This window comes from Brochothrix sp. (assembly GCF_017549435.1).
Taxonomy (GTDB): Bacteria; Bacillota; Bacilli; order Lactobacillales; family Listeriaceae; genus Brochothrix; species Brochothrix thermosphacta.
The window spans coordinates 1-14,398 of the sequence record NZ_JAFYUW010000031.1 but is presented as its reverse complement, the minus strand read 5'-3'; the positions used below and the strand labels follow the sequence as shown (position 1 = coordinate 14,398).

The 14,398-nt window shown below is 37.7% G+C and carries 10 protein-coding genes; all 10 read left to right on the top strand.

From position 1 onward, the window contains the following. The first annotated feature begins 71 nt into the window (after window positions 1–71). The 10 genes from purD (at window position 72) to IKV95_RS01815 (ending at window position 14,392) form a co-directional block, all read left to right on the top strand. On the top strand, window positions 72–1,379 hold the full coding sequence (gene purD, locus IKV95_RS01860) for a phosphoribosylamine--glycine ligase (protein ID WP_287451354.1): 1,308 nt from the start codon (window positions 72–74) through the stop codon (window positions 1,377–1,379). A gap of 524 nt (window positions 1,380–1,903) precedes the next feature. Then, window positions 1,904–2,215 (top strand): YerC/YecD family TrpR-related protein, encoded by a 312-nt coding sequence (locus IKV95_RS01855; RefSeq protein WP_106786370.1) that lies wholly within the window; start codon window positions 1,904–1,906, stop codon window positions 2,213–2,215. A gap of 213 nt (window positions 2,216–2,428) precedes the next feature. Continuing rightward, entirely contained in the window at window positions 2,429–4,639 is a 2,211-nt protein-coding gene (pcrA, locus tag IKV95_RS01850) for a DNA helicase PcrA (RefSeq protein WP_069129254.1), read from the top strand. Window positions 4,640–4,653: 14 nt separating this feature from the next. After that, a complete protein-coding gene (ligA, locus tag IKV95_RS01845) occupies window positions 4,654–6,666 on the top strand; it encodes an NAD-dependent DNA ligase LigA (protein ID WP_069125113.1) in 2,013 nt (670 codons plus the stop codon). Continuing rightward, on the top strand, window positions 6,663–7,826 hold the full coding sequence (locus tag IKV95_RS01840) for a CamS family sex pheromone protein (protein WP_029090588.1): 1,164 nt from the start codon (window positions 6,663–6,665) through the stop codon (window positions 7,824–7,826). Before ligA ends, IKV95_RS01840 begins: the two co-directional genes overlap by 4 nt. 251 nt (window positions 7,827–8,077) lie before the next feature. Then, window positions 8,078–8,368: an Asp-tRNA(Asn)/Glu-tRNA(Gln) amidotransferase subunit GatC gene (gatC, locus tag IKV95_RS01835; RefSeq protein WP_029090587.1), complete on the top strand. Its 291-nt coding sequence runs from the start codon at window positions 8,078–8,080 to the stop codon at window positions 8,366–8,368. A 22-nt stretch (window positions 8,369–8,390) separates the two neighbouring features. Next, window positions 8,391–9,842 carry an Asp-tRNA(Asn)/Glu-tRNA(Gln) amidotransferase subunit GatA gene (gene gatA / locus IKV95_RS01830; protein WP_069119284.1) on the top strand — a complete coding sequence of 484 codons (1,452 nt, stop codon included), beginning with the start codon at window positions 8,391–8,393 and terminating at the stop codon, window positions 9,840–9,842. Window positions 9,843–9,855: 13 nt separating this feature from the next. Beyond that, window positions 9,856–11,286, top strand: coding sequence for an Asp-tRNA(Asn)/Glu-tRNA(Gln) amidotransferase subunit GatB (gene gatB, locus IKV95_RS01825; RefSeq protein ID WP_069125116.1), 1,431 nt, complete (start codon window positions 9,856–9,858; stop codon window positions 11,284–11,286). A 252-nt stretch (window positions 11,287–11,538) separates the two neighbouring features. Beyond that, window positions 11,539–12,231 (top strand): response regulator transcription factor, encoded by a 693-nt coding sequence (locus IKV95_RS01820; protein ID WP_069119279.1) that lies wholly within the window; start codon window positions 11,539–11,541, stop codon window positions 12,229–12,231. Beyond that, entirely contained in the window at window positions 12,209–14,392 is a 2,184-nt protein-coding gene (locus IKV95_RS01815; protein ID WP_287451353.1) for a sensor histidine kinase, read from the top strand. The genes IKV95_RS01820 and IKV95_RS01815 overlap by 23 nt, the downstream gene beginning before the upstream one ends. Window positions 14,393–14,398 lie beyond the last annotated feature (6 nt).

Below are 14,398 nucleotides of genomic sequence, written 5' to 3'. Positions count from 1 at the left end.
AATAAACATGGCATTAGTATGGTATTTACAAAAAGTCCATTATTTTAAACAACAATAAGGAGGCGCAAACAATGAAATTGCTTGTAATTGGTAGTGGTGGGCGTGAACATGCAGTGAGTAAAAAATTACTTCAAAGCAACCGAGTGACCGCTGTTTATTGTGCACCAGGTAATCCAGGAATGCATGGAGATGGTATAAAAACAGTAGCTATTGCTGAAACTGATGTTGCTGAATTGATAACATTTTCTAAACGTGAGCAGATTACATGGGCATTTGTTGGACCAGAAGTACCGTTATTAGAAGGTGTTGTTGATGCATTAGAAAAAGCAGGTATACCAACATTTGGACCACGTAAACAAGCAGCTTTAATTGAAGGTAGCAAAGATTTTGCCAAGCAGTTAATGTCTAAATATGGGATTCCAACAGCAGCATCACAAACATTCACTGATTTTGAAAAAGCCAAAAATTATTTATTGGAACAAGGCGCGCCGATTGTTGTTAAAGCCGATGGATTGGCTGCCGGTAAAGGCGTGGTTGTTGCAACGACTGTGGAAGAAGCGATTGCTGCGGCGCAAGCGATGTTATGCGATAAACAATTTGGGAATTCAGGTGCACAAATTGTCGTTGAAGCGTTTTTAGAAGGTGAAGAGTTTTCATTGATGGCATTTGTTGATGGTGCTAAAGTCTATCCGATGGTCATTGCACAAGATCATAAACGAGCTTTGGCGGGAGATAAAGGGTTAAATACAGGGGGGATGGGTGCCTATGCGCCCGTTCATCATATTCCAGCTGCTGTTGTGGAAACAGCCATTAAAACGATTTTAGAGCCAACCGCCTTAGCCTTAGTGAACGAAGGACGATCATTTACAGGTGTGTTATATGCAGGGTTAATCCTCACTAGTGACGGACCCAAAGTGATTGAGTTTAATGCCCGTTTTGGCGATCCAGAAACACAAGTTGTATTAGATCGACTCAGCTCTGATTTTACTGCAGTCATTACTGACTTGTTAGCGCATCGAACACCGACACTCGTATGGCAAACTGAAGGGGTAACATTAGGCGTGGTCTTAGCGAGTAAAGGATACCCCGAGGCTTATGAAAAAGGTGCACAATTAGTGGGATTGGAAAAATTAGCAGATCATACGCAAGTGTTTCATGCTGGTGTAGCACAGAATGAAGCCAAGCAACTCATTGCTAATGGCGGACGCGTCAGTCTTTTCAGTGTGCGAGCTAAAACGATGGCAGACGCACAACAAAGCATTTATGCTGAATTAGCTAAACTTGATACCAGTGATTATGTATACCGTAATGATATCGGACATCGAGCATTAAAAGCACCTTCAAGCCCGTTCAGAACTGAAGAGATTGGAAAAGAATGATTAGCGATTATTTTTATCGCTATGAGTATCTTTGAAATTTCACAAGTTTTGGCTTGAAGTGCTGGAGAAAAATAAAAGCACCTTCAAGCCCGTTCAGAACTGAAGAGATTGGAAAAGAATGATTAGCGATTATTTTTATAGCTATGAGTATCTTTGAAATTTCACAAGTTTTGGCTTGAAGTGCTGGAGAAAAATAAAAGCAAAACCAAACGCTGAGCTACAAATAAATTGGAAAAAACCTCTTGTTGACGCTTTATGTCAGGAAGAGTTTTTTTGAAATTTTAGAAGTTTTGGCATAAAATACTAGAGAACAGTGAAAGTATCTTCAATCTTGTAAGTACCAAATAAATTGGCAGTCTGCAGTCTAATAAAAAGGCAAAAGCGACAGTTGAATCAAGCTATTGTTCTTTTTCGCATCAGCATTGTCACTTAAATAAAAAGTTATCCGACTTGCCTTTCACTAGTGTAGTGCGTTAAAATGTTAAAGAGAAGTTGTCGTTAAATTCTGTGAGGGGGATACAACTATGCAAATTGAAAAATTACGAGGTGAAGGCCTCGATGAATTCTTTCAAGCTGTTTTAACATTAAAAGATCTGGAAGAATGTTATCATTTTTTTGATGATGTTTGTACAGTAAATGAAATACAAGCGCTTTCGCAACGTTTTCAAGTAGCTAAAATGTTACGCGGAGGAAGCACCTATAGTAAAATTGAGGAAGCAACAGGCGCTAGTACAGCGACGATTTCACGCGTTAAGCGTTCGTTAAACTGGGGTAATGATTCGTATGAATTGGTAATGTCCCGACTCGAAGAAAATAAAAAAACAGAAAATAAATAAATTTCACCAAAAACTAAAGGGCCTTATCCTTTAGTTTTTTTGATTGTAAGAAATGGCTCTATCTTACTTTTAACTGTGATATTTGTTATAATTAAAAAGAAGTTTTCAAAGTGAAGACGAAAAAATAAAGCAGAAGGAAATAGGCAGAGGGTCTCGTATTTGCCTGTTTTTTTATGTATAATAAGAACAAACGTTCTGTATAGGTGGTGCACAATGGAAATTACTGGAAAACAACTCGTAGAGGGATTGAACCCTGAACAACAAAAAGCTGTTATTACAACCGAAGGGCCATTATTGATAATGGCTGGTGCTGGTAGTGGTAAAACGCGTGTGCTAACACATCGTGTGGCTTATTTAATTAAAGAAAAGAATGTGAATCCTTACAATATTTTAGCAATTACATTTACAAATAAAGCCGCACGAGAGATGAAAGAACGTGTCGGTAAAATTTTAGGTAGTGATGCTGATTCTGTCTGGGTATCAACATTCCACTCAATGTGTGTGCGTATTTTACGTCGTGATGCTGAGAGAATGGGATTGAGTCGTTCATTTACAATTTTAGATTCGAGCGATCAATTAACAGTGGTTAAAAAAATTATGAAGGATCGTGATATTGATCCCAAACGTTATCAACCACGAGCAATGTTATCAGCAATAAGCAATGCTAAAAATGAATTAATTAATGCGACGGAATACACAAAAGAAGCAGCTGGTTATTTTGAAAAATTAGTTGCGGATGTTTATATGGATTATGAAAAAAAATTACGCAAAAATCAAGCGTTAGATTTTGATGATTTAATCATGATGACTATTGAACTTTTCCAACAAGTTCCTGAAGTATTAGAGTTTTATCAACGCAAGTTCCAATACATTCATGTGGATGAGTACCAAGATACAAACAAGGCGCAATATACGTTAGTTAAATTGATGGCTGCTCGCTTTCAAAATATTTGTGTCGTAGGTGACTCTGATCAAAGTATTTATGGTTGGCGTGGTGCGGATATTAGTAATATTCTGGATTTTGAGAAAGACTATCCAAAATCGACAACAATTGTTTTAGAGCAAAATTACCGTTCGACCAAACGTATCTTAGCTGCGGCTAACGGTGTGATTGAAAAAAACAGTAACCGACGTCCAAAAGAATTATGGACAGGTAATAGTGAAGGGAATAAAATCACGTATCATCGTGCGTTAACTGAACGTGAGGAAGCGACTTATGTGGTCGGTAAAATTCAAGACCGTCTTTCAGAATATAAGTACAAAGATATGGCGATTCTTTATCGCACCAATGCACAATCACGTGTGTTAGAGGAAACTTTAATGAAATCTTCTATTCCTTATACAATGGTCGGTGGACAAAAATTCTACGACCGTAAAGAGATTAAAGATGTTTTAAGTTATTTACGTCTTGTTGCAAATAATGCAGATGATATTAGTTTAGCACGTGTTGTTAACGTGCCTAAACGTGGTGTTGGTCCAGGCTCGCTTGATAAGCTAGCAGCTGCTTCGTTAGCTTATGATACAACGATGTTTGAAATGATGGGTCGTATCGAATTAGTAGGGCTATCAACAAAGATAAGTAAAGAGTTATTAAGTTTTTATGATATGATTATTGGTTTTTCACAACAACAGGATTATTTATCTGTCACAGAATTAATTGAACAAATTCTGGAAAAATCAGGTTACCGTGACATGTTGAAAGCGGAGAAAACGATTGAAGCAGAAACACGTGTCGAAAATATCGATGAATTTTTATCAGTGGCACAACAATTCGAAAAAGATAACGATGATAAATCATTGATTGCCTTTTTAACCGATCTTGCATTGGTTGCGGATGTTGATTCATTGCAAGATCCAGCTGAAAATCCAGCTGATGGAGCAATCACTTTAATGACATTGCATGCTGTTAAAGGGTTGGAGTTTCCCGTTGTTTATTTGGTTGGAATGGAAGAAGGCATCTTCCCGCATAGCCGTGCTTTAGATGATGAGGATGAAATGGAAGAAGAACGTCGTATTGCCTACGTAGGTATTACGCGTGCTGAAAAAGAATTATACATGACTGCGGCGTATTCACGAACATTGTATGGTCGTTCAACCAGCAATGCTGAATCGCGTTTTATCAATGAAATTCCAGAAGAACTGTTAGAGCGTGCAACAGAAACAAAAATTAAACAAGCCATTCCATTTGCAACGAATCGTCGTTCAACAGGGCAAAAAACACCCGAAGTTAAAGCGTTGCAACAAACAGGTGGTAGCCAAGCTGGTTGGTCAGTAGGCGATAAAGCGAAGCACAAAATCTGGGGTGTGGGAACAGTTGTCAGTGTGAAAAACGAAGGACGTTCAATGGAATTAGATATCGCCTTCCCAAGTCCAACTGGTGTGAAACGTCTGTTGGCAGAGTTCTCACCAATTGAAAAAGTATAGGATGGTGCAAAAAAATGAACGAACGTTTAGATGAATTAAAACAACGATTACACGAGCTGAGTTATGCGTATTATGTGCTGGATAACCCCGTCGCAGAAGATGGCGAATATGATGCGTTATATGCGGAACTTGTAACAATTGAAACAGCCCATCCAGAGCTTGTAACAGAAGATTCTCCCACGCAACGCATCGGTGGTGTTGTACTAGATAAGTTTGAAAAAGTGCCACACGATGTACCGATGTTGAGCATGGGTGATGTGTTTAACGAGGAGGAAATTCGTCAATTTGATCAACGTGTTCGTAAAGAGCTTGAAGTGGATCAAGTTGATTATACAGTGGAGCTTAAAATTGATGGTCTAGCGTTATCGCTTAAATTCGAAGAGGGTCGCTTGGTACAAGGTGCTACTCGTGGTAATGGTACCATCGGAGAGAATATAACTGCCAATGTAAAAACAATCCGTTCAGTGCCATTGAAATTACGTGAGCCCTTAACCATTGAAATACGTGGGGAAGCCTATATGCCAAAACGCTCTTTCGCCAAATTGAACGAAAGTCGTGAAGAAGAAGGCTTGGCACTTTTTGCTAATCCTCGTAATGCAGCCGCAGGTTCATTACGTCAATTAGATACTAAAATTGCAGCTTCAAGAAATCTTGATACCTTTTTATATGCGGTCGCTAATCCCTCTGTTTTAAATGTAGAACGACACAGTGAGATGTTAGCGGCAATAGAAAAAATTGGCTGTCATGTGAATAATGAATTCAAAGTGGTTCATTCGATTGAAGGTGTGATGGAGTATATCGCGAAGTGGACAGAAAAACGTAATCAATTACCGTATGATATTGATGGGATTGTTATTAAAGTTGATCGTTTTGATTACCAACGTCAACTCGGTGCCACGGTAAAAGTACCGCGATGGATGATTGCTTATAAATTCCCAGCCGAAGAACAATCAACACGTTTAATTGATATTGAGCTAAGCATTGGTCGTACGGGTGTTGTTACACCGACTGCGATTTTAAATCCCGTACAGCTAGCAGGAACGACAGTTCAACGTGCTTCTTTACATAATGCTGACTATATTAACGGGAAAGATATTCGTATAAATGATGAAGTAATCGTTAAAAAAGCAGGGGATATTATTCCAGAAGTGGTGCGAGTCCTAATCGAAAAGCGACCAGCTGATAGCGAACCTTATGTGATGCCCACTCATTGTCCTTCATGCGAAAGCGAATTGGTCCGCTTAGATGATGAAGTCGCACTACGCTGTATTAATCCTAAATGTGGGGCACAAATTCGCGAAGGTTTGATTCACTTTGCTTCCCGTAATGCTATGAATATTGAGGGACTTGGCGATAAGGTTGTTTCACAATTACATGAACATCACTTAATCGCTGATGTTGCCGATTTATACAAATTACAAATGGAAGATTTATTGCCATTGGAGCGTATGGGTGAAAAATCAGCAACAAAATTATTAGCTGCCATTGAAACATCAAAAGCCAATTCATTAGAAATGTTACTATTTGGCCTCGGTATTCGTCATGTCGGTGCAAAAGCTGCGAAGTCACTTGCACAACATTTTGGAGAAATTGAGGCGTTACAAACAGCAACGGTAGAAGAATTAATTAGTATTGATGATGTTGGTGGTATTATGGCCGATTCAATCGTAACTTATTTTAGCAATCCGCAAGTGGTCGAATTGATTGAAGAACTGCGTCAGGTCAACGTTAATTTAACTTATACCGGACCGTCTTTAGCAAATAAATCAGCGGATGAGCTAGTTTTTAATGGTCAAACAGTAGTGTTAACTGGTAAACTAGAGCATATGACACGCAATGAAGCTCAATTACTAATTGAAAGCCTCGGTGGCAAGGTAACAGGCAGCGTCAGTAAAAAAACAGATGTTGTTGTTGCAGGAACCGATGCAGGCTCTAAGCGAACAAAAGCTGAGAGTCTACAGATTCCAATTTGGTCTGAAGCGGACTTACGCGTGTACTTAAAAGATGAAGGTGACCAAAAACTATGAAAAAATTGATTATATTAGCTGCTGGACTTACACTTGTTTTAGCAGGATGTGCGCCACAATTATCAAGTGAAAAAGCCGTTAAAAATGATAGCAGTACGAGTAAAAAAGAAACTCAAATTGTTACGAAAAATAATATTTCAAGTGACTATTACCGCACAATTCTACCTTATAAAGAAAGCCCGACACGCGGATTAATCGTCTCAAACCTCAATACGCGTTTTGATATCAATGAGATGGAAATTGGTTTACAACGTATTGCAACAACGAAATACAACAGTGAAGATTATGCTTTTCAAGAGGGGCAATACCTTACCAAAGGGACGGTTACTTCGTGGTTAAATCGTAAATATTCAGATAAACAACTGAAAGAAAAGAAACTATCAGATAGTGATAACGTTGGTTTAAACCCTGTTTTTAATGGGAATGGTACTGATCGTAATCCAATTTATCTTGCACATATTTTAGAACAAAATTACCTTGAAAATAAGGGTGATACAGTAAAATTAAATGGTGTGATGATTGGTTTAGCAATGAACTCTGTTGATTATTATCAAAAAGAAAGTTACGGTGCAACTTACTCAACACCAATCAGCAAAGCGAAAATGAAGGAAGAAGGCCAAAAAATGGCAGATACGCTCATTACGCGTATGCGCCAAATGAAAGGTTTATCTGATGTGCCAATCACGATTGCAATTTTTGCACAAAATTCAAAAGATGCAATGGTATCTGGTAGTTATTTAAGCTATGCAACTGCTAAACAGGGGTCATCTGAGCTTGGTAAATGGGATGATTTAGATGAGAGCTTTGTGTTATTCCCATCTGATGAAGCCAAAAGTGATCATTTAGATGATTATAACTGGTTCAAGAGTTTCTCAGCAGATATTCAAACGTACTTTTCAAACTTTAATGGTGTCATTGGACGTGGTTTTTATGAAGGAAAAGAATTGAAAAAAATCACAATTGATATTCCTGTAAACTTCTTTGGTGAAGCCGAAATTGTTGGATTTACGCAGTTCGCCACTGATATGGTTGCGAAGCATCTTCCTTCATCTGTAGATGTTGAAGTAAATGTAACAACGACGGATAATCAAGCAAATGCGTCTTTAATTACACGTGACGCAGGTAGTAAAACAGCAAACGTTCATATTTTTGATCGTTAGTATACAATAGAGCACCTCTCAAGAGAGCTGTTTCTGTAAAGAAGTAAAATGTTGTCGAGAAATTATCGATAACATTTTACTTTTTTTGATGTATGAAGCAAATGAGAGCTTATTTAAGTGTTAGTAAAGAATTACTTCCATAGCTTTTGTTGAATTGTGTAAACAATTCATCCTAAACGTTTATTTTAACAGCGATATCGTGTAGAATAGAGAAGTATGAATTAAAGAGTAGTTATTTTAGGAGGGTTAATATGTCTGTTATTTCTAAAGCAGAAGTTGAGAAAGTAGCGAGTTTAGCTCGCCTTGAAATCACTGAAGCAGAAGCTGAACAATACGCAACACAATTGGAACAAATCATTAACATGGTTGAGAAATTAAATGAACTAGATACAGAAAACATTAAACCAACAACACACGCTGTACCGTTGACAAATGTTTTACGTGAAGATGTAGCTGCTGAAGGCCTTGACCGTAATCTTGTGTTAAAAAATGCACCAGATTCGCAAGATGGCTATATCAAAGTACCATCAATTATGGATTAGTAGGGAAGGAGACCGAATAGACATGGCATTATTTGATTTAACTATCAAAGAATTACACCAAAAGTTGGTGAATAAAGAAGTAACTGCAGTTGATTTAGTCAATGCAGTATATGCGCGCGTGGATGAAGTGGAAGAAAAAGTTCAAGCGTTTATCACATTAACAAAAGAACAAGCATTGGCAGAAGCTGCTGCAATTGATGCGAAAGGTATTGATCCAGACAACGTTCTTGCTGGTTTACCAATCGGAATTAAAGATAATATTGTAACAAAAGATATTTTAACGACTGCTGCTAGTAAAATTTTGACTGGTTTTGAACCAATCTATGATGCGACAGCAATGGTTAAATTACATGAAAAAGATATGATCACTGTTGGTAAATTAAACATGGATGAGTTTGCAATGGGATCAACTACAGAAACATCTTACTATGCAAAAACAGCCAATCCATGGGATTTATCACGCATTCCTGGTGGCTCATCAGGTGGTTCTGCTGCAGCTGTTGCTGCGGGTGAAGTTCCTGTAGCTCTAGGTTCAGATACAGGTGGTTCAGTTCGTCAACCTGCTGCATTCTGTGGTGTTGTTGGAATGAAACCAACATACGGACGAGTGTCACGTTATGGGTTAATCGCCTTTGCGTCGTCATTGGATCAAATTGGGCCAATTACACGTACGGTTGAAGATAATGCGCTTGTACTAGAAGCTATTTCAGGTGTAGATGCACATGATTCAACATCTGTGCCACAACCCAAAGCTGATTTTACAAGTGAAATTACTAAAGATATTAAAGGCATGAAAATTGCTGTACCAAAAGAATATTTAGGTGATGGTGTTCAGGATGGCGTTAAAGCACGCGTTCTTGAAGCAATTGAAACACTTAAAAACTTGGGTGCAACAGTGGACGAAGTCAGCTTACCTCATATTGAATATGGTGTTGCAGCTTATTACGTACTTGCATCAAGTGAAGCATCATCGAATCTTTCACGTTTTGATGGCGTACGTTATGGTTACCGTTCACCAGATGCACATGATTTAGAAACACTCTATACAAAATCACGTGCTGAAGGATTTGGTCCAGAAGTGAAGCGTCGTATCATGCTAGGAACGTTTGCTCTAAGTTCAGGTTATTATGATGCTTATTATAAAAAAGCACAACAAGCACGTACGATGATTATTGGTGATTTTGAAAAAATCTTTGCTGATTACGATGTAATTGTTGGGCCAACAGCGCCAACTATCGCATTTAAATCAGGTGATTATGCTAAAGATCCAATTACAATGTACATGAATGATGTGTTAACAATTCCAAGTAACATGGCAGGTGTACCAAGTTTGTCAGTTCCATGTGGATTGAGCGAAAATATGCCAGTTGGCTTACAAATTATCGGTAAACAATTTGATGAAGCGACAGTATATCGTGTAGGACATGCATTCGAACAAGCAACGAACTTTAACGAATTAAAAGCCGAATTGTAGGGAGGTTACAACAGTGAATTTTGAAACAGTAGTAGGACTTGAAGTCCATGTAGAACTAAAAACAGACTCAAAAGTATTCTCGTCATCACCAGCTCATTTTGGTGCAGAACCGAATACAAATACCAGTGTTGTAGACTTAGGTTATCCTGGGGTTTTACCAACATTAAATAAACGTGCCGTTGAATTTGCAATGAAAGCCGGAATTGCACTTAACTGTGAAATTAACCGTGAAACTAAATTTGACCGTAAAAACTATTTTTATCCTGATAATCCCAAAGCCTACCAAATTTCACAATTTGATAAACCAGTAGCTAAAAATGGCTGGATTGATATTGTTGTTGGCGGTGAAACAAAACGTATTCGTATCGAACGTGTTCACTTGGAAGAAGATGCAGGTAAATTAAACCATGAAGGTAACGGCTACTCATTAGTCGATTATAACCGTCAAGGAACACCGTTAATTGAAATTGTATCTGAAGCAGATATGCGTACAGCTGAAGAAGCTTACGCCTACCTAGAAGCGATCAAATCAATTATTCAATATACAGGTGTCTCGGATGTTAAGATGGAAGAAGGTTCATTACGTTGTGATGCCAATATTTCTATCCGTCCATTAGGGCAAGAAAAATTTGGAACAAAAACAGAAATTAAAAACTTGAACTCATTCTCATATGTTCGTAAAGGGATTGAATTTGAAGAAAAACGCCAAGAAAAAGTTTTATTAGCTGGCGGTGTTATTGGTCAAGAAACACGTCGTTTTAACGAAGCAACAGGTGAAACATTGTTAATGCGTGTGAAAGAAGGATCAGACGATTACCGTTACTTCCCAGAGCCAGACTTGGTTGATTTAGTGATTGATGATGAGTGGATGGCAGCCGTTAAAGCTGAAATTCCAGAATTACCAGGTTCACGTCGTGCGCGTTATATTAACGAATGGGGTATCCCTGCATACGATGCGATGGTCTTAACATTAACAAAAGAGATGTCGGATTTCTTTGAAGCAACTGTTGCAAATGGTGCTGAAGCGAAACAAGCGTCAAACTGGTTAATGGGTGAAGTATCAGCGTACCTTAACGCAGAACAACAAGAATTACATGATACAGCATTAACACCAGAAAACCTTGCTGGTTTAATCAAATTGATTGAAGCAGGTACAATCTCTTCTAAAATTGCTAAAAAAGTTTTCCGTGATGTTATTACGGAAGGTGGCAATCCAGAAGAAATCGTTAAAGCAAAAGGGTTAGTACAAATGTCAGATGCCGGTGAATTGACTAAAATCATCACTGAAATTATTGACAATAACCTTCAATCTGTTGAAGACTTTAAAAATGGTAAAGACCGTGCTGTTGGTTTCTTAGTGGGTCAAGCAATGAAAGTTACTAAAGGACAAGCTAATCCAAAAATGGTTAACCAAATCATTGTGGACGAATTAAACAGACGCTAAAATTAAGGACTGTCGCGCTAAAATAGGCGATGTCTGACATATATATATAAAGAAGATTCCTAAAGCTAGCATTTAGGAGTCTTCTTTTTTTCTGAGGAAAATGAAGGAGTTAAGAAAATGTTAAGAATTTCTTGCATCTTTCCTAGTTTTTTATTGTTATTCTATAAAAGTAGTAAGGCGTTACAAGCAAAAGCAATGTATACTTAGGGTGATGAAAAATCAGTAGCGTAAATGAAGGGACGGAATAATGTAATGGCATACCGTGTACTAGTGGCAGATGATGATCATGATATTAGACAGGCAATCACAATTTATCTTAAAAATGAAGGTTTAGAAGTTAGCGAGGCAGCTAACGGTGAAGAAGTATTGCGTATAATTGCGAACGAAGAGGTTCATTTATTAATTTTAGATGTCATGATGCCGATTTTAGATGGTCTAACAACGGCAATAAAATTGCGTGAGAATGATGAAAACATTCCGATTTTAATGTTGAGCGCAAAAAGTGAAGACATTGACAAAATTCATGGTTTACAAGTGGGGGCGGATGATTATTTAGAAAAGCCATTTAACCCACTCGAATTAATGGCACGCGTACGAGCGCATTTGCGACGATATACGAAATTAGGGACGATGGAGAAACCTGCATCAGTGTTAACTATCGAAGGTTTAACATTAGATCAGGTAACAAAAATAGTGACCATTGAAGGTCAGCCCTTAAAAATGACACCCAAAGAGTTTCAAATTTTAGCATTGTTGATGTCACATCCAAATCAGGTATTTTCAATGGAGCAAATTTATGAGCAGATTTGGAAAGAAGTGGGCTTTAATATTGAAAATACAGTATCCGTTCATATTCGTAAAATTCGCGAAAAAATTGAAATTGATCCAAAAAAACCAAAATATTTAAAGGTGGTGTGGGGCGTTGGTTACAAAATCGAACATTAAAACAGCCATCGTGCTGACTATTTTATTAACAGTTATTTGTTATACATTGATTCCCTTAGCAATGTCGCATGATTTAAGAGAACGACTAGTAATGGATAACGATAAAGCAGTAGTGAGTAACTACAATGCAAATAATGATTATTTGCTTCATGACTATACGAGTGAGCTTTTTTTAACAGCGTTAACACAGAAAAATAAAGACAACACGTTAAATTTAACAACAGCTGATGCGCGTGAATTGTACGATAATGAGAAAGCTAACGCTGCAGAAAATACTGACGATAAAAGTACCGAGGAAATGAAGCTTTACCGTACAAAAATTACTGAGGCACAAGCGAGCGGAGATACCAAAAGAGCGAAGAGTTTACGCTCAGAATTCGATGCGATGATAAAAACACAATATGATTATTATTTTGATGATAAAAAAATACTTGCTTGGGCCAATACAAAGTTACTGGCTAATTTGAAAGAAGGGCGTCCGTCACTCGCAGGCAGTAAAGAAGAGCTCGATGATACTTATTATTACTATATATTCGATACAGCCTCAAAAGAGATACTAACGAATATTCCAACTATCAAAGCAAGCTCTAGTAAAGCTGATGTACAAATGGAATTAGAGCGTCTAGGTGCTAACAAAAATAAAGAAATTATTCAAACCAGAACTGTTAAAATTAACCTTAAAGATGAGTTGAATAATGAATCAATTAACTTATACAAAGCGCCATCAGCTGAATATCAAACTATTTTTGCAGATAAAGACTTGTTGGCGAACTACTCAACCTATGTCAAAGAAGTGGGTCAAACAAAAATGATTACTTGGCTGTATGTCATATCGGGTGGGCTTGCTTTAATCGTGTTAGGTTGGTTAGTAGCGAAAAAACAAACATTAAAAATAGCACCGCTGTTTAATTTACCTCTAGATATTGCTTTAATCGGTGTACTTTTTAGCGGTGGTTTACTATTAGTGATCTATCGAAGTACAACTGCCTATGAACTCACACCTTTAATTTTGTCAGGTATTTTGATGGCAATTATTGTGATAAGTAGTCCACGTTTGTATCAAGCATACCGCAGCGAAACAGTCAGAAATGAACTGAAATCAGGTGTGATTGGAAAATGGCTTGAAAACTATCACAGATTATCATTGATGATGCATGTTTTTTGTCTAATCGTGATGATGTGTATGAGTGGGGCATTGGGTCTTCTTATCGCAACACAAGAAAGCCCCTATGTAGGATTGTTCGTTTTTAGTGTGTTAGCACTGCTTAGTTTGATTATGCACATGGTCTATTATCACCGCGTTCGTGAAACAATGAAACGCCCAGCAACTATTATTCAAGCAGCTACTGGGGAAGCAATTATGCAGGTATCGAATAAAACAGTCGCAGAGGTAAATGTTGACTATGAACGTTTAGAGCAACTGATTAATCAAAAAATACAAAAAAGTGAAAAAAGTGAAAGTTTAAAAACGGATCTTATCACCAATGTTAGTCATGATTTAAGAACACCGCTCACTTCTATTGTGACATATAGTGATTTGATGCAACAACCAAATGTTACACTCGCTGACCAAGCTGCTTATGCAGAAGTGATTCAAAGAAAAGCCCAGCGTATGAAACAGTTGATTGACGATTTATTTGAAGTAACGAAGATGGATAATGGTGCAATTGAATTAAATTATACAGAAGTTGACCTTGTCGCACTTGTTAAGCAAAGTGTCGGTGAGTATACAGAAGAATTCAATTCAAGTAGTTATTTGCTAAGAACAACATACCCTGAACAACCAATAATGGTAACAATTGACAGTGATAAGATTTGGCGTGTGATTGATAATTTATTACAAAACACCTTGAAATATACGTTACCACAATCTCGTATCTATGTTACTGTGCAAGATGAGATGAACCAAAGTCGGATTATTATCAAAAACATTTCAAATTATGAACTTAATGAAGCTGCACCGCTATTAATTGAGCGTTTTAAACGAGGCGAACAAGAAAAAGCACGTGATACTGAGGGACATGGCTTGGGGTTGGCGATTGTTCAGTCGATTGTGTCGCTGCATCAAGGACAACTGATTGTTACAGTAGATGGTGATATGTTCAAAGTACAAGTTGTTTTACCACATAAAGCCGCACAAGAAAGTCAGTTTGGGCTATGAGAACCC